Raw genomic sequence first — 21,387 nt, 5'->3', positions numbered from 1 at the left:
GAGCGAGTAAAATGGAATTGATACTCTCTGTGTTGGCAGACCCACAAGGTGCCAACATGCTCAAACACACCAAGCTGTTTACCCCGGCTGGTGGCACCTTCGGTCGCGCGGATAGCAATGATTGGGTGTTGCCTGATCCGGATCGGGTGGTTTCGTCCCGCCATGGCCAGATCGCCTTCCAGGAAAACCAGTACATTCTTACCGATCACAGTACCAATGGTACCTATCACAATCAGGCAGCTGAACCGATTGGTAAAGGGAATCAGGTGGTTCTGGGGGATGGCGATGTGATTGGCGTAGGTGACTACCAGCTGAAGGTTGCGTTTCGCCAGCGTCCGGCTGAATCTGAATTGCCCCAAGGAGTCGGTGGGGCCGATTTCCTGGACAGTTCCGACCGGACCACCTTCAGCCCGGCAGCGGCGGCCAAGATGCAGTCGGCCCAGGAAGCTCAGGAGCTGGACTCGTGGCTGGAGCCGGGTTCGGGAGGAGGCGCCAGTCAAAGCGGTGAGTGGGGCTATCTCGCCACCCCGGACAAAGACCTGGGTGGCAGCGACTTCCTGGGACAGCCTCAGGTGACAGACCCTCTACAGGCACTGAGTGGATCTTCGAATCACGCTGCAGGATCAGGCTCCCTCGGCGGGCTGCTGGATAGTGGAAGTCATCACGGGACTGCTGGTGGCGGTCAGGGATGGCTGCAAGACGACGGGGATGCCTGGTGGAAAGAAGCGAGCGAGCAGGACCATGCCCCCGCCGATCAGCACTCGATGCAGTTTTCCGTTTCCCAGCCGCAGCCAGCGGTAACCCCGACGCCGTCGGATGTGGCGACGCCGGCGGCCGGATCCTCTTACGTGCAGCCACAGGGAGCCGTGCCGAGTCCCCAGCCTGCCCCGCCGATGGGTTCCAGTGCGCAAGCTCCGCTTTCGCCCGAGCAGAATTCAGAGAATCCTTTTGCCGATTCATTCTCGGCAATTGCTGGCACGCAGGTTCAGGGTGCTCCGGGGTTCGAAGAACCCGGTAGCAGTCCAACGGTTGGTTCCCCCGCGCCCTCAGGTTTACACGGCATTACGCCTTCTGCTCCCGCTACCCCTGCTGCGCCTTCGTCCCAGCGGCCTCAATCGCCTGTACCGGAGCCTTCTGGTACCGAAATGGTGTCGCCTGCCGCGACAGGCTTTGCCGGCGCTTCGCAGCAGTTTGCACCACTTCAGTCTGGCGGGAATGCTGAGCCACAGCCACAGCCACAGCCACAGCCACAGCCACAGCCACAGCCACAGCCACAGCCACAGCCAACGGAATCTATGGCCGGGCTTGCTCGCGCGTTGGGTCTCAATATTCCCGCAGAGCAATTGCCCGCGCTGGAGCAACAGGGTGGCGCCATCATTACTCAGACTATTGAGCGGCTGATCGACTTGTTGCGCGCGCGCAACAGCATCAAAAACGAACTGCGCGTACAGCGGACCATGATACAGACCGAAGCCAACAATCCGCTGAAATTCAGTGCAACTGCGCAGGATGCTCTCAATGCCATGTTCAGCAGTTTAAGTACTGCCAACGGTGCCTTTCTGTCACCACAGGAGGCGGTGCGCGATAGCTTTGATGATCTTTCCGATCATCAGGTAGCAGTACTGGCGGGTATGCGTGCGGGGTACGAGAGCATGCTCAAATTTTTCAGTCCGGAAAATATTGAGCGCAGGGTCAATAACCAGGGGGGGGTATTCGCCAGTAAGAATGCCCGCAACTGGGAAGGGTTCAAGGAAATCTACCGCGCTATGGTCAGTGATCCGGATACCTGCTACCGAAATTTGTTTGGTGAAGAGTTTGCGGCAACTTACGAAAGTCAGCTTTCGGAGCTGAAGAATGCGCGCAGTCTCTCGGGGTCAGAGCTTTAGCGAAACAAGTCATCTATATCACACTTATGTCGCGCACTTTGCTGACCTGTAACTGAGCGTGTGGGATAAGTCCTTATTAAGTTATTGCATCATTGATGAAATCCGGGGGCAGAATGAATTGGAAAAACCTTAATAAATTCTTCATTGGCTGTTGCGCATTGTTGCTGCTGGCGGGTTGCCAGACCACGCGCGAAACGCTGAATTTTGATACCAATGTGGAGTTGACTCTGTCGGCAACAACTGACGTAAACCCGGACAGTGATGGGCGTTCCTCTCCAGTGGTTGTGCGGGTATTCATGCTAGCGGATGACCGTCAGTTCTCTCGGGAAGAATTTCTGAACCTGTATGAAAATGCAGAGTCTCGTTTAGGGCGGGACCTGATAGATACCGTGATACTCAAAGAGTTCGCACCCGGCGAAGAACGTGTGGAAACTCTGGGGCTGACGCCTGAGGTGAAGTACATTGGCCTGTTGGCTGAATTTGTACAGTACCAGCGCGCAGAATCTTTGATGTTGCTGCCGATAAAACCACACAATGACAATGAATATGCTGTAACACTTACCGATATAAAAATCGTCTCCACCGATGCGCTGGATCGACGTCAACGCGCCGTTACCGCGAAAAAGCGCGAGCAAGACTCGGGTAAAACCGTGACTATTTCCAGTGCAGAGTACGAGCGACTGCAAAAACTTCGTCAGGGTGAATAAAAGCGCTGGTGCCAACCAGAGAATATCGTCAATCAGTATTATTGAAGCGGCGCGTTGCGCCATAACAGGGATCGTGTATGTCGGCGAACAATAAAGTGATCTGGAGCGAAGGCATGTTCCTTCGGCCTCAGCATTTCCAGCAGCAGGACCGATATCTGGAGCAGCTGGTGGAATCCCGCACCGGCGCCCTTGGTATACATACCTGGGGGATCGTGGAGCTTGGCCTCGACAGTGAGCCGCTTGCGATGGGGAAAATCTCAGTATCCAGAGTGCGTGCCATATTTCCGGATGGAACACCAATTCTGGCACCGGAGCATGAAAATCAACCGGATATTCTTGAGGTGCCGGTAAACACGCGCGACGAAACTGTTTATCTGTGTATCCCGATGAAGCGCCCCGGTAGCCAGGAGTCTATTCGCGATCAGGAAGACTTTCCCCAGGCGCGGTATCAGGCCGCCAATTTCGATGCCCGCAACAGCGCTTCAGTGTCTGGAGAGTCGGCACGTATCCAGGTCGGTAAATTGCGCACCTGTCTCAAGTTGGGCAGTGATGACCTGAGCGGCTATGCCACCATCGGTATTGCGCGTATCCGAGAGCGACAGCCGGAAAAGCCGGTTGAGCTTGATCCGGAATATATTCCACCGCTACTGAATGTAGAAAGCTCGCCTGTCATCAAAGCTTACATCGAAGAGGCAAAGGGGTTGCTGGAGCATCGAGGTCAGGCACTGGGTCATCGTCTCAGCGACAGCGGCCGCAGCGGCTCGGCAGAAATAGCCGATTATCTGTTATTGCAGGTCATCAACCGCTTTGAGCCGTTGTTAAAGCAGTTGACCGCTCAGCCGCGCTTGCACCCATACAGCCTTTATCTGGAGCTATTACAGCTCGCCGGTGAGCTTGCAACGTTTACCTCCAGTACCAAGCGGCCACCGGAAATTCCCACCTATGCACACGAAAATCTGCAGCAGAGCTATGCCGGATTGTATTCGGCATTGCGCCAGTCGCTATCGACGGTACTTGAGCAGACTGCGATAGCGATGAATCTGGTACAACGGAAATTTGGTATCTATGTTGCGCCCGTTAACGATCCGTCTCTACTCAAAACCGCGACTTTTGTGATGGCGGCAAAAGCAGATATGCCTGGCGATTTGTTGCGGAGCCGTTTCCCGACACAGGCAAAAGTTGCCCCGGTAGAAGCTATTCGTGAACTGATTTCCGCACAGCTGCCGGGTATCTCGGTGCGCCCGCTGCCGGTTGCACCGCGTCAGATACCCTATCACGCAGGTTTTACCTACTTTGAGCTTGAGCGCAGCGGTGAAATGTGGCAGGCGATGCAGAGATCGGGCGGCTTCGCCGTACATCTGGGCGCGGAGTTTCCGGGGCTCTCCATGGAGCTTTGGGCAATAAGGAACAACTGATATGACTGGCGACAATTACACCCCGCCTGCGGGTCCCTCAGCCGGCGACCGCACTGTGTTGATTCCCACCCCCGGTGCTGCCGCGCCTGCAGCGGCGCCGCCACACCCTGGCAAAGGTACTGCGGAGCTGGCGCAGGACATTCGCATTCGCAACAGTCTGAATCCATTGGTTTCTGCGGCATCCAAACTGCTCGGGGTCATCATCAAGCTGCGCACCACCATGCGTCACGACAATGTCCCGGATCTACACAAGCGACTGACGCAGGAGATCCAGAAGTTTGAGCGCGAGGCCAAACAACTATCCCTGACTCCGGAGACGGTGCTTACGGCGCGTTATCTGCTGTGCACCGTAGTGGACGAAGTAGTGTTGTCCACACCGTGGGGCACTTCCAGTGGCTGGAGCCAGCACTCCCTGTTAAGTCTGTTCCACAAAGAGACCTTCGGTGGTGAAAAATGCTTTGTGATTTTGCAGCGCATGCAGGAGGCGCCCGGCACCCATCTGGAATTGCTGGAGCTGTTTTATCTCTGCCTGAGCCTGGGGTTTCAGGGGAAATACCGCCTCGTGCAGCGGGGGCATGAACAGATAGAGCAGATTCGTGACAACCTGTATCGCACCATCGAGAGCCACCGCCCGGCGATGGAGCGGGATCTTTCACCGAAATGGCAGGGGTGCGTGCAGCGCAAAACCCGATTGGTGCAGTACATACCAATTTGGGTGATTGCCAGTGTGGTACTGGGGGTACTTGCGGTCACCTTCAGCGGTTACCGTTGGTGGCTATATGAAAGCACCACGCCAGTGGTTGAAGACATTAACCAGCTGACTGCTGCGGAAGTAGATAGTGCGGAGCCCTAAATGAAACGTTTGCGAAATTTCTTTACCAACAAATGGGTTCTCGGCCTCATCGGTCTCACGGCGCTATCACTGTTGATATGGTTTGGTGCTGACTATATAAAGTTTGGCAGTGATAACACCACGCTTTCACCGACGACGCGCGTCACCATCATCGTATTTATTTTTGCTATCTGGCTGGTATGGCACCTGAGTCAATGGCTTGTGGAGCGTCGCCAGAACAGCGCGCTTATTGGAGAGATTGAGTCCACACAGGAAGAGGAAAACCTCAATCCGGAAGAAGAGCGCAGCCGTGAAGAAATATCTGCCTTGTCGGATCGATTCCGTGATGCGATGGCGGTACTGCGCAAAGCACGCTTTAAATCAGAGCGCGGCAATGTCTCCCTCTACCAGTTGCCCTGGTACATTATTATTGGACCGCCCGGGTCTGGTAAAACAACAGCGCTGGTGAATTCTGGCCTCGACTTTCCGCTGTCCCAGACCCATGGCCAACAAGCCCTGGGCGGTGTAGGTGGCACGCGCAACTGTGATTGGTGGTTTACCAATGACGCGGTACTTATTGATACTGCCGGGCGTTATACCACGCAAGACAGCCACCGGGTGTATGACAACAGTGCCTGGCAGGCGTTCCTGAACCTGCTCAAGCGCTACCGTCGCCGTCGTCCGATCAATGGTGTGCTGGTGGCGATCAGCCTGCAGGACCTGATGGTACAGACTGCAGAGCAGCGAATACATCAAGCAAAAACCATTCGTACCCGGATCAATGAGCTGCAACAGCAACTGGGCATCCGCTTTCCTATTTATCTCACTTTTACCAAAAGCGACCTGGTAGCGGGCTTCAGTGAATATTTTGACAACCTGTCGCAAGCGGAACGAGAGCAGGTATGGGGTGTGAGCTTTCCTGAGGAAAGCAATCCTGCCGTTGGAGCACCGCTGGATACCTTTGCCGGTGAATTTGAGACACTGATCGATCGCCTCAACCAGCGGGTTCTGTGGCGTGTTCATCAAGAGCGCAATGTCGAGAAACGTGCGCTGCTGCAGGGTTTTCCGGGGCGCATGGAAGGCCTGCAGGCAGTAATAACAGATTTTGTAAAGCAGGCTTTTGGACCCAATCGTTATGACATGGCACCGATGGTGCGCGGCGTTTATTTCACCAGCGGCACACAGGAAGGAAGCCCGATCGACCGGATGATGGCGTCAGTCAGTGCAGACTTCGGGCTTGAACGGGACTCGGGACAGAAATTTCAGGGCGCGGGAAAGAGCTTTTTCCTGCACCGGTTATTAAAAGATGTGATCTTTCCCGAAGCCGAACTGGTTGGCGTTAACCGTCGGGTTGAGCGTGCTACTCGCTGGCTGCGCGGCGGTGTCTATATCGGATCGGCGGCAGCTTTTATCGGCGCACTGTTATTGTGGACCGGTAGTATTGCCCAGAACAAGATCTACATGGGTGAAGTGCGAGAGAGTATTGCTGACTTTCAGACACAGAAACAAGCAACAGCCAACCGCCGGGTCTCATCCACTGATACCCTGCCTATGCTCGAATCACTGTTTCGGGCGTCGACGGTGTATCAAAAAGAGTCGCATCCCTGGCTAGGCAACCTCGGTCTGTACGACCCGCGCATTGACCAATCTGCGGATCAGCTCTATCAACAGGAGTTGACGGGGCAGTTCCTGCAGTCGTTGTTAACCGATATCGAACGCGACCTGAGACGCTTGCGCAGTGACGACCCTGCCCTGGTACAGACCTTGATGGTGTACCTGATGTTCTTTAATCCTGACAAGCGGGATTGGGAGACAATTTCTACGTACTTTGCTACCCACTGGGAACACGCACTCAGCGGCAAAGCGGATAAGCTGGAGCCACTTCTCGCTCATCTTGACCGCCTGTCTGACCTAGAGTTACCCGATTCGCTGGCACCAAACGAGCGCGTAGTCGCGGCAGCGCGAGAGCAACTTCGTCGTATTCCCGTATCCCAGCGGCTATACGCACAGATGCAGCGCAGTGATCTGGGGCAGACGCAAGTCGACCTCTATCGAGAGATAGGCGGCGATACCCAACAACTGTTCGGTGTGGCGGCTACCGATCCTCAATTCTCCGTGCCGTACCTGTATACCAAAGCCGGCTATAAAGAGCTTGAGTTTGGCGCTGACTCGCCATTAATGAATCAGCTGGCCAGTGAGCGCTGGATCTACGGCAATGATACTGCGGGTGAAAACTTTACCGAGGCGGATCGCGAGCAATTGGGGCAGGAACTCAAGCGCATTTACCTGAATGAATACCAGCAACGTTGGCAGCAGTTTCTCGCTGGTTTTCCTATAGCGCGTTTTAGCAGTACACCGCAGGCACTGGAAGTGCTGGGTAAAATTGCCGATCCGGTATATTCACCGCTGCTGGCGGTATCTGAAATTGCAGCAGATAACACCCGTCTGACACCGCGGCCGAAAATGCCGGTAGATGCCTCTGGGGTATCTTTGCCTGTATCCAGTACCACGAGAAGGCTCGGGGCCGCAGCAGCAAGCGGTGCCGCGGGCGCTATAGCAGATAACTTTAAACCCACTTCGGTAGATCTGAAGTTCGAAGAGTTACAGCGGCTGACGGCAAGTGAGCGCGGCAGACCATCGCGAGCACAGGAATATCTTACGGCTATTGGTCAGGTTAGGGCCTATCTCGCTGAACTCGACGGCAGTGTCGACTCAGATGCTGCGGCATTTGACAGCGCCAAAGCACGATTCTCCGGCGGCAGTGATGCCATCAAGCAGCTTCGGGTAAAAGCGGCGGGCGCACCTGAGCCATTTAAACGTTGGTTGGATCAGATCGCGAATAATGCCTGGGGCCTGGTAATGGCCAAAGCCAAGCGCTACGCAGATCGCACCTGGCGGGAACAGGTATACAGTGTATATCAGAGCAGTCTGGCCGGGCGTTTTCCGCTACACCCCAATCGGGAGCAGGAAATCCCGGTGATGGAGTTCAACGAATTTTTCAAGCCCGGTGGCATTGAGCAACAGTTTATACAGCAAAACCTCAAACCGTTTATTGATACGAGAAACTGGAAAGCCCGATCTCTGGAAGGGCAAAGCCTAGGAATCTCCTCGCGCAGCCTGGATCAGATGCGACGCGCAGAGCGCATCCGCGACACCCTTTTCCGCACTGGTGAACAGGCTGAGTATGCATTCCGCATTGAGCCCACCAAGCTGGATTCAGGCGTGCGGCTGTTTGCACTGGAATTGGGTGGACAGCGCGTACCCTATTCTCACGGGCCGCGCACAAGCTCTAAGTTGACCTGGCGCGGAGGCGAGTTCAGTCGCGCTCGAATTCTGTTTGAAGATCTCAATGAGACCGTACACCGCCAGCATTTTGAGGGGGACTGGGCGTGGTACCGTCTGTTAGCCAACTCCGAAGTCCAGAGAGGGCGCAGCAGTACAGAGTACCTTGTGACATTCGCAGAAGCTGGGCGCCGAGCCGAGTTCCGGTTGACCCCCACAGGTGTCTACAACCCTTTTGACAGCACATTGCTTACCAGTTACCGCTGCCCGGAAACGCTTTAATGAATAGCGGTAAAACTATGAAAGGGGTTTTCGGAAAACTGCCTGCACACGGTGACTTTATCCTGCGCGAGTTGCCGGGGGTATTTTCGGACACATGGGATACATGGCTCCAGCGCTCCGTTCACGGTTCCCGGGAGCTGGTGGGCGAGGCGTGGCTCGAGCACTTCCTCACCAGTCCGATCTGGCGGTTTGCACTTTCACCGGGCGTGATTGATGGACGTACATGGGGTGGAGTTTTATTGCCAAGCGTGGATAGTGTGGGGCGGTACTTTCCCCTTACACTTTGTACAGCAGTAGAGCAGAGCACCTCGGCCTGTGACCTGATTGCGCGTGCGGAAACCTGGTATTCAGCGCTTTCCGAGCTGGGAATTTGTGCATTGCAAGAGGCGTTGACAGTGGACCAGTTGATGGAGCGGTTTCCTGACTATGCGGTGGACTCCTCACGCCGGGATCATGTGACGGAAAACTGTAATGGTGCAATTCTGAGCTGCGGAAATACTAATCTTGCCCAAGGTTTTGGTTGCTTGCTCGAGCAATCCCTACCTGATGGTAATAGCCATAGTGTTTGGTGGGCACCGCCGACGGCAGAAAGAGATTCCATGATGAACTTGTCATACGGTCTCCCCGAGCCGGAGTTGTTTGCAGCCATGATTGGTGCACCGATGACAAAATGGTAATAAAAGAACCCGTTCTTATTTGGGCGGGAGAAACTCGGGAAGTATTGCGCTAATTGGTATGATCGTACCACTAAAACCCATGGAATCCTGTTACAAACCATTACAACGGGTATTCAAGCCGTTCACGTATTCGATAAAATGAGAAACTAATTTGCCGGCACTAGCGGACTACTAGTAGGTACAGGCGTACCAATTTTGTTTGTGTATCAGTGTCGATCTCTTCAGGGAAAATGCACCCTTGCTGGTATCAAGGATGTGAAGAGTTACGTGACAGGGATTATGTGATGACGTATCAGGTAGTTTTTACTGGAGATTTAAGGTCAGGTTACGATCGCCGACAGGGGATTGAGTATCTTTCTCGAAAGTTTCAACTGGACTTCGACCGGATTCGTTCGTTGTTGAGCGGCGGAAGAACCGTTGTCAAAAAACTTGACCGGCGCCAGGAGGGAGAGGCGCTTGTCAGCTTATTCTGGCAGGGCGGTTGGATTGTCGAGCTCGAGCCACAGAATGCCGATGAAACGCCCCTGCGGGAAACGAGCCTGGAGGCGTCTGTTGACGATACATCGAGTGACGATAAGTCGAGAATTTACAGTAACCAGAAGTCCAGCGATACACGCTGCTCACTGGTTACCCCAACGGGTTGGCAGACTTGTGCCGGGCTTAATCCCAATGCACTGCTGCAGGTAGGAAACCTTGAGAGTAATCAGTTTTTAGTAGTCTTGTGTCAGAAGAAGAGCGAGCTTACAAGCGACATTGGCCTTCAGGATTACTGTACAGCTCAGATCCACCAGTGCATGACAAAGGTCTCTCAGGCTAAGATGGTTTGTGCGTCAAACCTACTGCCGGGTAGCGTGCCGCAGCAGTATTCAGGTGAGTTTTCAGCCGAGGTGTCTGGCACACCTATTCAGTACCTGGTTGCAGTTTCGGAAAACGGCGTTGCGTTTTATACGCATATTTTCTGGTGCGAGCAGCGCCAGTTTGATGTTGCTCGTGGTGATTTTTATTCTATTTTGAAAAGCTTTCGCATTGAGTCGGAAGCATCGTTGTCCAGTGTTGACATGCTTGATTGCCAACCTGCCTGACTCAAAACATTGACCTGAAAAAGGACGTTTCATGGCCTTTCCTTCTGTGATAGATATCGACAGTCTGGTCGGAAATATCAGCGATGATAGCCCCACCGGCAGTGATATTCGCGAGGACCGATCGCCAACTTCGGATTATTACAGTATCAAGGACGCGCGTAATAGTGCGCGAGCCGCCGAACGATCAGCGCTTTTTGATGATAGCGATGTCGATCTTCTCGCACCGTGGCGCGAAGTAGAAAAAGTGGCGAATAAAGTCCTTTCGGGTGTCAGTAAAGACCTGGAGGTGGCATCCTGGTACACAGAAGCCCTGATTCGCCTGTACGGATTCCCCGGTCTGAGAGATGGCTTGCAGCTGATCGAACGCCTCGTTTCAGAGCATTGGGAAGGGCTGTATCCAGAGCCGGATGAAGATGGCCTGGAAACCAAGGTAGCCCCGGTGTCCGGTCTGAACGGCGATGGAGCAGAGGGCACTTTGATGATGCCAATACGCAATGCGCCGATTACCCCGGAAACAGACTACGGTGCTTTTTCTTTCTTTCAGTATCAGCAGGCACGGGATGCGGATCGTCTGCCGGATGAAGATGCCAAGGCTGCGCGGGTAGAAACCCTCGGCTACGGCATGGACCTGCTGAACCAGAATTTCGAGCAGACCTCTGATGCCTGGGCGTGCGATCTCGTGGATACGCTCGATGAAGCCATTGCAAGTTTCAAGGCGACCAATGAAAAGCTCAGAGAGTACTGCGGGCACGATGCACCCCCTTCTTCCAATGTCAGTGGAATACTGGATGAGGTACTGCGTACCACACGCTTTATCTACAAGCCACAACTGGAATCTGCGAACGAGCAGCAAGAGGATCAGGACGCCCAGGTAGAGTCGGTTGATGGTGCCGAGGCCGTGGTGGATTCAGCGATCAGTGCCGCTCAGGCGCGCCCTGTCACGGTAGCTTCCGGAGAGATCAGCTCAAGAGAAGACGCACTCAAAATGCTCGAGGCGGCCGCCAAATACTTCCGCCGATTTGAGCCGCATACACCGTTGGCCCCCGGACTTGAGCGGCTGATAACCTGGGGAAGAATGACGGTGTCTGAGCTGATGGTGGAGCTTCTACCTGACGATCAGTCCCGCGCAATGTACTCGCAATTAACAGGTGTCAAACTCGATGGCTCAGATACACAGCGTTATGTGGCGCCACCGGTAAGTCCTTCCCCTTCTGCTGCGTCGGCCTCACCTTCGACCGGTGAGGGCACAGAGCCTGCATCGTCGGCGCCGGCAGAAGATGGTTGGGGTGAGAAAAAAGAGACCGCACAAGAACCCGCTTGGTAATCAACTTAAACAGTTCCAGAAATTCCTGATTAGAGGAAAGGAGACCCGAAATGTCCGAGAGTATTCACAACAAATTAAAGCGCGTGCGCAAGCCGCGTGTACATATTACCTACGACGTTGAGACAAACGGTGCCGAGGTTAAAAAAGAACTGCCTTTCGTTACCGGCGTAATGGGTGATTATTCCGGTGATAACACTGAGAACAGAAAGACGTTGAAAGAACGCAAGTTCATTCAGATTGATCGTGATAACTTCAATGATGTGATGGGTAAGGTGAACCCGAAACTCAATCTGCAGGTTGAAAATACGCTTGCGGGTGATGGCAGCAAAATGGCGGTGGATCTCGATTTCACCCACATGGATCATTTTTCACCGGAGCAGATCGTTGAGCAGGTTGAGCCTCTCAAGCAACTACTGGAAGCGCGCAGTAAATTACGTGATCTGTTGAGCAAGGCTGATCGTTCAGAAGAGCTGGAAAAAGTGCTGGAAGATATTCTCAAGAGCACAGACAACGTGAGTGCCATTTCCGAGCAGCTGGGTCTGAATGAAACCAAAGAGGAGGGTGAAGAATGAGCACGGAAGTCGAGAATGTTGCCGAGCAGGAAACAGAAGAGCAGTCGGTCAATTTACTGGAAGAGGCCATCTCTGCGACAAAACAGACTCAGCCAGACGAGGCTCAGGACCTGATCGCCAACCTGACCAAGCAGGTTTTGCAGGGTACCGTGACCTGGGACCGCAACCTGACCCAGACCATCAACAAGGCTGTTCAGGCAATTGACGCAGCCATGTCAAAACAGCTGTCCGCGATCCTTCACGATGAAAAGTTCCAGAAGCTGGAGGGGTCCTGGCGCGGGCTCAATCACCTGGTAATGAACAGCGAGACCAGCGCAACGCTGAAGATCCGCATGATGAACATTACTAAACGCGAGCTGTTTCGCGATCTGGACAAAGCGGTTGAGTTTGACCAGAGCCAGACCTTCAAAAAAATCTACGAGGAAGAGTTTGGCATTGCTGGCGGTGAACCTTTCGGCTGTATGATTGGAGATTTTGAATTTACCAGTCACCCGGAAGATGTGGAGCTGCTGAGCAAAATGTCAAACGTTTCCGCTGCAGGCTTCTGCCCGTTCATATCAGCTGCCGGTGCCGGCATGTTCGGCTTCAGCGACTTTACTGAGTTGTCCAAACCCCGCGATCTCGGCGGTATCTTTGAATCCGGTGAGTACATCAAATGGCGCAGCTTCCGCGACAGCGAGGATTCCCGCTTTGTCACGCTGGTGATGCCGAGAACCCTGGCTCGCTCCCCCTATGGTGCTGCCACCAAGCCGGTAGAGTCATTCAATTTTGAAGAGTTCGAGGTAGATGAATCGGGCATGTCCAAGCCGGCGGAGCACAACCAGTATTGCTGGATGAATGCTGCCTATGTGATGGGTACTACCATGACGCACGCGTTTGCGGAAAACTCCTGGTGTACCGCCATCCGCGGCGCTGAAGGTGGTGGTAAAGTTGAAGGTCTGCCAACACACCTGTTCAAGAGTGATGACGGTGATCTGGACCAGAAATGCCCGACCGAGATCGGCATTACAGACCGCCGCGAAGCAGAGCTCAGTGCCCAGGGCTTCCTGCCCCTGTGTCACTACAAGAACACGGATTACTCAGTATTCTTTGGCTCCCAGAGTACCCAGAAGGCGAAAACCTTTGATGACCCGGATGCAACGGCTAATGCGTCGATCTCTGCACGTCTGCCTTACCTGATGGCAACTTCCCGTATTGCGCACTACCTGAAGGTCATGGCTCGAGACAAGGTAGGCTCCTTTATGGAAGCGAGTGACTGTGAGCGCTGGTTGAACAAGTGGATTACGCAGTACACCAACTCCAACCCCGATGCCAGCCCAGAAATGAAGGCCAAATATCCACTCGCCGAAGCCCGTGTGGAAGTGAAAGAAATTCCGGGCCAGCCGGGTTGTTACAGCGCAGTAGCGTACCTGAAGCCCTGGCTGCAGATGGAAGAGCTGACCACATCCATGCGTATGGTGGCGAACATCCCGACCGCGGGGTAATCCAATAAGGTTCGGTCCGCACGTCATCCAGTGCTGTGCATTTTCTGAGGAATTTGCACAGCACTTGGCAGTGTGAGGCGTGCTTTTTCCTCTTTGCCGACAGTCCAGTCGGCCAAATTCCCTTGAACCTGTAACTCTGCGGGACTACGTGCAGTGACTTCCGATTGTCCGACGATGACACCAGAAAGAGCTCCCCAGTCCCTGTTGCCGTCAGGGGACCTCAACACGTCTCTGAAAAAGTTTCTGAATGAGCCGGACCCGCTGTTCGCACTGGAATACTGGCTCACCGATGTCGCTCAGGAGTTGCCGCGAGAATCCTTTTCGCTACGCAGCTGGCTCGCGCTGCTGATTGCAGAGATTGACGAGCGCATCAGTGACCAGGTGAATCAGATACTGCATCACCCCGACTTTCAGAGGATAGAGGCGAGTTGGCGGGGTCTTTCGCTGTTGGTTCAAAACGCACCGCATACAGACAATATAAAAATAAAATTGTTGGATGCCAGCTGGAAGGATCTGTCACGGGATATCGAACGCGCGCCCGATTTTGACCAGTCCGGTATATTTCATCTGCTGTACAACGAAGAGTTTGGCACTCCGGGCGGTGAGCCTTTTGGGCTGATCCTTGGTGATTACTACGTGTCTCATCGGCCTTTCCCCGGGCATGAGCACGACGATGTATTTACACTGCAAGGTCTCGCCCATACTGCAGCAGCCGCATTCGCGCCCTTCGTCTGCGGCGCCACACCGCAATTGTTCGGTGTGGATCACTTTGACGATGTTGCCCGTCCCATCGATTTCTCAGAGGTCTTCCGTCAGAAGGAGTATCTGCGCTGGAACAGCCTCCGGGATCTGGAAGACAGCCGCTTTCTGGGCGTAGTTTTACCACAGGTACTTATGCGAGAGCCTTATAGTGTCAAGTTCTCGCGCTATGGAGGGCTGAGGTTTCGCGAAGAAGTTGGCGGTCGGGGAAACAACAGTCACCTGTGGGGTAACGCCTGCTTTGCCCTAGGCACGGTTCTGATTCGGGAGTTTGAAGAAGTCGGCTGGTTTTCACATATCCGAGGTGCGGCGCGTGATCACTTTGGTGGCGGCTTGGTTACCCAGCTGACCTCGACACCCTACCAGGTGGACTCTGTCCCCGAGCGGGTGCGTATGTCCACCTCAATCCTGATTACAGATTTTGCTGAACGGGAGCTGAGTGACCTAGGGCTCACTTGTCTCAGTCACTGTTATGATACGGCCTTCAGTGTATTCAGCAGTGTGCCTTCACTGCAGCGGCCGAAGAAATACGCGGGCAAAGGTGCGACAGCCAATGCCAGAATCAGCGGTATGCTCCAGCAGATACTGTGTGCGTCCAGATTTGCGCATTACATCAAGGTTATGATTCGGGACAAGGTCGGTGCCTATATGAATGCGAAAGACTGTGAGCGCCAGTTGCAGCAATGGCTCGACCGCTACACGACCGGAAGGGAAGACCTTTCCTGGGAAATGCTTGCGCGCTATCCACTGCGGGAGGCGCGCGTGCAGGTAATGGATGACCCGGGAAAAGTGGGCAGTTATCAGAGTGTGATACATCTAAAGAGCCACTATACCGTCGATCACCTGGTGTCCGAGCTTAAACTCACCACCGCTTTGGCACAGATCGGAGTTGGGGCATAACCAATGGCAAATGAAAAACGTCTGCTTGCGCCGGTGCTGGATCGATTGCTGGATGCATCGAGAACCACAGATCTGAACCGGCCCCATCAGATTCTGCGTCAGCTGAGAGAGGGCGTGCGCCGGGATCTAGAGTATCTTTTCAATACCCGATATCGGGTGGTTTCTCCTCCGGAAAGCCACCGGAGCCTGTCCTGCTCCAATATCAATTTTGGATTACCAGATCTATCTACTCTCAATCTGTCCTCGTCGGATGGTCGCAAACGCTTTTGTCGGGATATCGAGCGCACAATCCTCGATTTTGAACCGAGGATTCGCAGCGTCAAAGTAACCACTCAGGAAAAAATTGATGTGGAGGACCCCAGTATCCGGTTTCGGGTAGAAGCTGTATTGCACGTAAACCCGGCATCAGAGGTGATTGTGTTTGATTCCTCCTTGAACCCGGTTACCCAGCTCGTAGATGTTTCGGAGATTATGTAGTGAGTGAAAAGCTGATCGATCTATACGAACGCGAACTGGCGTTTCTGCAGCAGACCTCCTCGGAGTTTGCGCGTATGCACCCGGCTGCCGCATCGCGCCTGCAACTGGACACCGACACTGTCGATGACCCCTTGGTAGCACGATTGCTCTCAGGCGTTGCCTACATGAATGCGAGGGTACAGAAAAAGCTCAATGATGATTTCCCGGAATTGTCCGATGCGATGCTGGAAACCCTGTATCCACATTACCTTCGCCCAATACCATCCTGTGCGATAGTCCAGTTTGATCCGGATGAAGACCTGGATGCAATGGAGCGGGTGGATGCCAATACTCTGCTGGAGAGCGAGAGCTTTCAGGGCGAGACTTGTCGATTCAGCAGCTGCTACCCTGTGGATATCTGCCCTTTCAAAGTCAAGTCGGCGTCATTGATGGCGAGACCTTTTATGGCCCCCGGCAGCAACGACATTCAGGGCGCTAATGCCGTATTGAAACTTTCGTTATCCACGCTAAGCAAAGACATCGCATTTTCTGATCTTGATCTCGAGTATTTGCGGTTTTTCCTGCGTGGGCAGCAGAGCCATGTGAACCTCATTTACGACCTGCTGCTGAGCAAATGCGTGAAAGTAGTTGTGGCCAATGGGGAGGCGGATCCAGCACCGGTTTTTCTGGGTAGCGACATTATCCAACAAGTAGGGCTGGGGCCAGATGAGGGTTTGCTACCTTATCCGGATACTGCCTTTATCGGCTATCGGCTACTGACTGAATACTTCGCGTTCCCGGAGAAGTTTCAGTTTCTGGATATTACCGAATTGCAGTCTGCGATTGATGAGCGCTATACCGATACCCTGAACCTGTACTTTTATCTCTCGGAAACCCACGACGAGCTGGAGAAGCAGATTGCCGAGAGCATGTTTGCACTCGGGTGCACTCCGGTGGTGAATCTGTTCCCGCAGACTGCCGATCCAATACCGCTAACCCATACAGAATACACCTACGAGATTGTGCCGGATGCGCGTCGCAGTGAAGGTCTGGAGGTGTATTCCGTCGATGAGGTCTTTGCGACGGATAGCACCGGTAAGAAAACCCGCTACCGACCCTTCTACGGTATTCAACACAGTCAGCACCAGGCGCAGCAGTCCGCTTTCTGGTTCAGCCGTCGTCGCTCGATAGTTGAGGGCGAGCATCGCAATGAGCAGGCATCGGAGGTGGATATCAGTCTGGTGGACCTGGATTTCAATCCATCGATGGTCAGTGAGCAGACGCTGGATCTGCGTTTAACCTGCTCTAACCGGAACCTCCCGAAAAAACTGCCCACGGGGAATGCACAGCCCTACCTCACCGTAGTAGACGGCGACGTGCCTGCAACCCGGATCCAGTGCCTGGTGCCGCCTACCGCCGCCCTGCGGCCACCGCAGCGTGAGCGTGGTTACTGGAGATTGATCTCGCACCTGAATCTGAATCACCTTTCCCTAAGTGGCCCCGGGGGTTGCGATGTGCTCAAAGAAATTTTGCGCTTGTATGACTTTAGAAATTCCGCCGGTACGCGAAATTTGATTGAAGCGCTAAACGGCTTGCAAGCGCGCCCGATAACCGCACCCATTCAGATTGATGACAGTGTCGTGCTGTGCCGCGGCACTGAGGTGAAGCTGGAGCTGGACGAGATGATGCTCACCGGTACCAGTCCCCTGCTGTTCGCCAGTGTTCTGGAGCGCTTCTTTGGCCTCTATTGTTCACTGAATTCATTCACCCGATTGATCGCCACATTGAGTGGCAGGGATGGAGAGCTCAAGCGATGGCCACCTCGCGCCGGCGACAAAGCATTAGTGTAATTGACCGACTCACTTCGGAGCCGCATAACTTCGAGTTCTTCCAGGCCGTACGGTTGCTGGAACGGGCGGCCGTACCTGAAGTCAATGGCGCCGCCGAACTGGTTGCAGGGTCTGCGCCGCCGGAAAAAGAATTTGTGCGCTTCAGCGCGCAGACGACGTTCTCCTATATCGGTGCAGATATCAACGCGGTGCGCGAGGATCGCAATGACATCCGCCATCCAGATTCGGGGCGTCGGAGAAAAGCCCCTGGGGGAAAGGAGTCGCCGGTGGACTCATCTCTCGAAGGCACTGCCTCAGTGCACCAACGATGGAATATGGATGTCGCGTTTTCAGGGTTGACGGGTAGCCAGGGGGTGATGCCGTATTACCTGACTGATCTGGTCCACAGGGAGCTCAGGCAGAATAGCGCTGCGTTGCAAGATTTCCTGGATATTTTCAATCACCGCCATATTTCCCTGTTCTACCAGGCCTGGCACAAGTACCAGCTGCCGGTGAATTACGAGCGTCACAAAACGCACCGACACCGGGATCAGGATCTTTTCTCGCAGGTACTTGCGTCATTGACCGGGCTCGGTACCAGTGAGATGCGTTACCGGATGTCGGTGCCGGATGAGGCCCTCTACGGTATGGCGGGACATCTGGGACGGCAGCAGTGCTCCGCCGCCGCCCTCGCAAGCATGATCCGCAATTACTTCGGTCTTAATGTCGCTATCGAACAGTTCCAGGGACAGTGGGAAGATCTCCCGGAAGATGTGCTCACCCGTCTGCCAGATGAGACGCATCCAACTGGAATCAACAATCGACTGGGTAGAAATACCATGCTCGGCCGAAAGTGCTTCCAGGCGCAGAACAAATTCCAAGTGGTAGTGGAGCCCATGGCCTATGAAGACTATATGGAGATCGCCCCCGGCAGCCCGAAACTGGAAGCTCTCAAGTCTTTCATCCAATTCAGTGCGGGTATAGAAATGGATTTTGAGCTCTCCGTCACCCTGTATACCGGTCAGGTGGGGGCGGCGCAGTTGTCCAGCAATGACGACGAACAGCCGCTACTGGGTTGGAATACCCATATGGGTACGGGAAAAGAACATGAGCAGAGCGTGCAGATCACTCTGAGTGCAGATCAGGTATCACCGGACGAAGCGCTGCCAGCAGCCTGAATCCAATTCACCAACATACAACAAAATATCAAAAGGAATTTGTCATGATCAATATCGATCTCAAGCGGCTGGTAGATACCATGACGCCGCATATGCGGGATTCCCTGGAGGGCGCGGCAGGGCTTTGTCTTTCCCAGAGCCAGTACAATGTCGAACTGGAACACTGGCTGCTGAAATTACTCGACCAGTCGGATACGGATCTCTACCACCTGCTGGAAAAGCATGACACCAATCCGGCGAATTTTGCCAAGCAGCTGGCCACCAGTATCGCCCGCTTCAAGACTGGCAGCAGCCGTCCAGCGGCTCTATCGCCGACCATCGTGGAAGGAGCAAAGAATGCGTGGATGCTCGCTTCCATCGACTATGGCCACCGAAGCATCAGTTCCGGTCATCTGCTCGCATCGCTGCTACTGGAGGAAACCTCCAGACGCCAGCTGCTGGAATCCTGCCCCGAACTGAAAGCCATCGCGCCGGAGTCCCTGCGTGAAACCGCCAGAGCAATGTACGGCAGTAGTGGCGAATCCGCGCACCTGAACGAAGTCTCTGATAGCGGCGGCAAAGCCGTGGCCGCCGCAGCGAGCAAAGCCCCCGCGCTGGACAAGTACACCGTGAACCTCACCGAGCGCGCTCGCAACGGCGAGATCGACCCGGTACTGGGGCGCGACCAGGAAATCCGTCAGTGTGTGGATATCCTTACCCGTCGACGCCAGAACAATCCGATCCTGACCGGGGAGGCGGGCGTGGGTAAAACCGCAGTCGTAGAGGGCTTCGCCCTGCGGATTGCCAGCGGCGATGTGCCGGCGCCGCTGCGGGATGTCGCGGTAAGAACACTGGACCTGGGGTTACTGCAAGCGGGTGCCAGCGTGAAAGGAGAGTTTGAAAACCGGCTCAAGTCGGTAATCGAAGAAGTCCGGGCTTCCGCCACACCGATTATCCTGTTTATCGATGAGGCACACACCATGATCGGCGCCGGCGGCAAAGAGGGGCAGGGTGACGCCGCGAACCTGCTGAAGCCGGCCCTGGCGCGCGGTGAGCTGCGCACCATTGCCGCCACCACCTGGGCCGAGTACAAAAAATATTTCGAGCGCGACCCGGCGCTGACCCGTCGTTTCCAGGTGGTGAAAGTCGAGGAGCCGAGCGAAGAGAAAGCCATCGATATGATGCGCGGTATCGCCACCACACTGGAAGCGCATCATCGGGTACGCATTCTGGATGAGGCGGTGGTTGCATCCGTGAAACTGTCTCACCGTTATATTCCCGGCCGTCAGCTGCCGGACAAATCCGTTAGCTTACTGGATACCGCCTGCGCCCGGGTGGCATTGGCATTATCGGCCACGCCGGAGTCCATCGAGGAAGCCCAGCGGATCATTACACGCGCCGATAGCACTATTCAGAAACTACAGCGTGAAAACGCCGCAAGCGGGAGCCATGAGGAGCAGCTGCAATCCCTGCAGGAAGAGAAAAGTGCTGCCGAATCACGCCTGGAAAAACTGCAGAACCAGCAGGCACAGGAATCGGAACTGATTCAGCAGATTCATCAATTACGGGACCAGATCGACGAGGCGTTCGCGCAACAGCTCGCCGGAGAGGCTGTGGACGAGACGGTCATGGCAGACCTCAAAGAACAGCTGCTGTCTCTGAACGAGCAGCTTTCAGCAGTACAGGGAGAGACCCCGCTGATGCAACCGGCCGTGGATGAGCAGGCCATCGCCGAGGTCATCGCCAACTGGACCGGTATTCCCGTTGGCAAGATGGTAAGCGACGAAATTACCGCGGTGCAGAGTCTCGCGGAACGGCTGAACAAACGGGTGATCGGCCAGTCGCATGTGACCGAAGCGGTAGCCCAGGCTATTCGCACATCTCGCGCAGGGCTCACAGACCCGCGCAAGCCTGTCGGCGTATTTATGTTCTGTGGTACCAGTGGTGTAGGTAAAACCGAAACGGCACTGGCACTCGCGGATGAGCTCTTTGGTGGTGAGCAAAATATCACCACCATCAGCATGGCCGAGTTCAAAGAGGAGCACAAAGTCTCCATGCTGCTGGGCTCGCCTCCCGGTTACGTGGGCTACGGTGAAGGCGGCGTGCTGACCGAGGCCGCTCGCCGTAAACCCTATTCCGTCATCCTGCTGGACGAGATGGAAAAGGCCCATCCAGGCGTGCAGGATATTTTCTACAACCTGTTCGACAAGGGGTGTATCAAAGACGGCGAAGGGCGCGATATCGACTTCAAAAACACCCTGATCATCATGACTTCCAATGCTGGTGAAGATGCTATTCGCGCGATCTTCGATCAAGTAGAAGAAAAGCCGGAACCGGAAGTACTGCTGGATAATATCCGCCCGTACCTGCTACAGAACTTTAAACCCGCATTCCTCGGTCGCAGTAACGTCATCCCGTTTTATCCGCTGGAGGATGAAAATATGGTGGAGATCTGCAAGATCAATATGCGCCGTATCGAAAAACGGGTTAAAGAACACTATGGTGCCGCGTTCAGCTACGACGAAGACGTACTGATCAATATCGTTGCCCGCTGTCAGGAGTCGGATACAGGTGCGCGCAATATCGAAGTGATTCTGAACCGTACGCTACTGCCCTCTCTCGCCAGCGAATGTCTGGACAGGATGGCAAAGGGAGAGGAGATCACCGAGATCCACGTTGGCGCAACGGAAGAGGGAGAGTTCAGCTACAACGTACATTGACAGCTAAGCTGATCGACTGTGCC

General features: G+C 54.5%; 15 protein-coding genes. All 15 read left to right on the top strand.

The features are described 5' to 3' along the window. Nucleotides 1-11 precede the first annotated feature (11 nt). The 15 genes from tagH (at nt 12) to tssH (ending at nt 21,364) form a co-directional block, all read left to right on the top strand. The gene (tagH, locus tag LPW13_RS14560; protein ID WP_230436474.1) at nt 12-1,886 is read left to right on the top strand and encodes a type VI secretion system-associated FHA domain protein TagH; all 1,875 of its coding nucleotides are present in this window, start codon (nt 12-14) and stop codon (nt 1,884-1,886) included. 113 nt (nt 1,887-1,999) lie between these two features. Then, entirely contained in the window at nt 2,000-2,593 is a 594-nt protein-coding gene (tssJ, locus tag LPW13_RS14555) for a type VI secretion system lipoprotein TssJ (RefSeq protein ID WP_230436472.1), read from the top strand. 77 nt (nt 2,594-2,670) lie between these two features. Continuing rightward, nucleotides 2,671-4,008: a type VI secretion system baseplate subunit TssK gene (gene tssK / locus LPW13_RS14550; RefSeq protein WP_230436470.1), complete on the top strand. Its 1,338-nt coding sequence runs from the start codon at nt 2,671-2,673 to the stop codon at nt 4,006-4,008. A 1-nt stretch (nt 4,009) separates the two neighbouring features. Then, nucleotides 4,010-4,861 carry a type IVB secretion system protein IcmH/DotU gene (gene icmH / locus LPW13_RS14545; protein WP_230436469.1) on the top strand — a complete coding sequence of 284 codons (852 nt, stop codon included), beginning with the start codon at nt 4,010-4,012 and terminating at the stop codon, nt 4,859-4,861. Further along, entirely contained in the window at nt 4,862-8,404 is a 3,543-nt protein-coding gene (gene tssM, locus LPW13_RS14540) for a type VI secretion system membrane subunit TssM (protein ID WP_230436467.1), read from the top strand. Next, complete coding sequence (gene tagF, locus LPW13_RS14535; RefSeq protein WP_230436465.1) at nt 8,404-9,081, top strand: type VI secretion system-associated protein TagF; 678 nt, start codon at nt 8,404-8,406, stop codon at nt 9,079-9,081. Before tssM ends, tagF begins: the two co-directional genes overlap by 1 nt. 284 nt (nt 9,082-9,365) lie before the next feature. Continuing rightward, nucleotides 9,366-10,163 (top strand): hypothetical protein, encoded by a 798-nt coding sequence (locus LPW13_RS14530; RefSeq protein WP_230436463.1) that lies wholly within the window; start codon nt 9,366-9,368, stop codon nt 10,161-10,163. Nucleotides 10,164-10,194: 31 nt separating this feature from the next. Further along, entirely contained in the window at nt 10,195-11,487 is a 1,293-nt protein-coding gene (gene tssA, locus LPW13_RS14525; protein ID WP_230436461.1) for a type VI secretion system protein TssA, read from the top strand. A gap of 50 nt (nt 11,488-11,537) precedes the next feature. Next, the gene (gene tssB / locus LPW13_RS14520; protein ID WP_230436459.1) at nt 11,538-12,059 is read left to right on the top strand and encodes a type VI secretion system contractile sheath small subunit; all 522 of its coding nucleotides are present in this window, start codon (nt 11,538-11,540) and stop codon (nt 12,057-12,059) included. Next, entirely contained in the window at nt 12,056-13,543 is a 1,488-nt protein-coding gene (tssC, locus tag LPW13_RS14515; protein WP_230436457.1) for a type VI secretion system contractile sheath large subunit, read from the top strand. Before tssB ends, tssC (LPW13_RS14515) begins: the two co-directional genes overlap by 4 nt. Before the next feature lie 174 nt (nt 13,544-13,717). After that, nucleotides 13,718-15,202 carry a type VI secretion system contractile sheath large subunit gene (gene tssC, locus LPW13_RS14510; RefSeq protein ID WP_230436455.1) on the top strand — a complete coding sequence of 495 codons (1,485 nt, stop codon included), beginning with the start codon at nt 13,718-13,720 and terminating at the stop codon, nt 15,200-15,202. Between the two features lie 3 nt (nt 15,203-15,205). Continuing rightward, nucleotides 15,206-15,679, top strand: a complete 474-nt coding sequence (tssE, locus tag LPW13_RS14505) for a type VI secretion system baseplate subunit TssE (RefSeq protein WP_230436454.1) — start codon at nt 15,206-15,208, stop codon at nt 15,677-15,679. Next, a complete protein-coding gene (tssF, locus tag LPW13_RS14500; protein WP_230436453.1) occupies nt 15,679-17,508 on the top strand; it encodes a type VI secretion system baseplate subunit TssF in 1,830 nt (609 codons plus the stop codon). The genes tssE and tssF overlap by 1 nt, the downstream gene beginning before the upstream one ends. Next, nucleotides 17,472-18,665: a type VI secretion system baseplate subunit TssG gene (tssG, locus tag LPW13_RS14495; protein ID WP_230436452.1), complete on the top strand. Its 1,194-nt coding sequence runs from the start codon at nt 17,472-17,474 to the stop codon at nt 18,663-18,665. Before tssF ends, tssG begins: the two co-directional genes overlap by 37 nt. A gap of 44 nt (nt 18,666-18,709) precedes the next feature. Further along, nucleotides 18,710-21,364 (top strand): type VI secretion system ATPase TssH, encoded by a 2,655-nt coding sequence (gene tssH, locus LPW13_RS14490; RefSeq protein WP_230436451.1) that lies wholly within the window; start codon nt 18,710-18,712, stop codon nt 21,362-21,364. Nucleotides 21,365-21,387 lie beyond the last annotated feature (23 nt).

This window comes from Microbulbifer celer (assembly GCF_020991125.1).
GTDB classification, from domain to species: Bacteria; Pseudomonadota; Gammaproteobacteria; order Pseudomonadales; family Cellvibrionaceae; genus Microbulbifer; species Microbulbifer celer.
Note: the sequence above shows the minus strand (reverse complement) of the source record. Positions and strands in the feature narration are given on the sequence as shown.

What these genes read in the sequence shown, in the direction of transcription:
- icmH (WP_230436469.1), top strand. Translation starts at nt 4,010, where the DNA reads ATGACTGGCGACAATTACACCCCGCCTGCGGGTCCCTCAGCCGGCGAC.
- tssM (WP_230436467.1), top strand. Translation starts at nt 4,862, where the DNA reads ATGAAACGTTTGCGAAATTTCTTTACCAACAAATGGGTTCTCGGCCTC.
- tssA (WP_230436461.1), top strand. Translation starts at nt 10,195, where the DNA reads ATGGCCTTTCCTTCTGTGATAGATATCGACAGTCTGGTCGGAAATATC.
- tssG (WP_230436452.1), top strand. Translation starts at nt 17,472, where the DNA reads ATGGCCACCTCGCGCCGGCGACAAAGCATTAGTGTAATTGACCGACTC.
- tssC (WP_230436455.1), top strand. Translation starts at nt 13,718, where the DNA reads ATGACACCAGAAAGAGCTCCCCAGTCCCTGTTGCCGTCAGGGGACCTC.
- tssJ (WP_230436472.1), top strand. Translation starts at nt 2,000, where the DNA reads ATGAATTGGAAAAACCTTAATAAATTCTTCATTGGCTGTTGCGCATTG.
- tssK (WP_230436470.1), top strand. Translation starts at nt 2,671, where the DNA reads ATGTCGGCGAACAATAAAGTGATCTGGAGCGAAGGCATGTTCCTTCGG.
- LPW13_RS14530 (WP_230436463.1), top strand. Translation starts at nt 9,366, where the DNA reads ATGACGTATCAGGTAGTTTTTACTGGAGATTTAAGGTCAGGTTACGAT.
- tagF (WP_230436465.1), top strand. Translation starts at nt 8,404, where the DNA reads ATGAATAGCGGTAAAACTATGAAAGGGGTTTTCGGAAAACTGCCTGCA.
- tssH (WP_230436451.1), top strand. Translation starts at nt 18,710, where the DNA reads ATGATCAATATCGATCTCAAGCGGCTGGTAGATACCATGACGCCGCAT.
- tssC (WP_230436457.1), top strand. Translation starts at nt 12,056, where the DNA reads ATGAGCACGGAAGTCGAGAATGTTGCCGAGCAGGAAACAGAAGAGCAG.
- tagH (WP_230436474.1), top strand. Translation starts at nt 12, where the DNA reads ATGGAATTGATACTCTCTGTGTTGGCAGACCCACAAGGTGCCAACATG.
- tssE (WP_230436454.1), top strand. Translation starts at nt 15,206, where the DNA reads ATGGCAAATGAAAAACGTCTGCTTGCGCCGGTGCTGGATCGATTGCTG.
- tssB (WP_230436459.1), top strand. Translation starts at nt 11,538, where the DNA reads ATGTCCGAGAGTATTCACAACAAATTAAAGCGCGTGCGCAAGCCGCGT.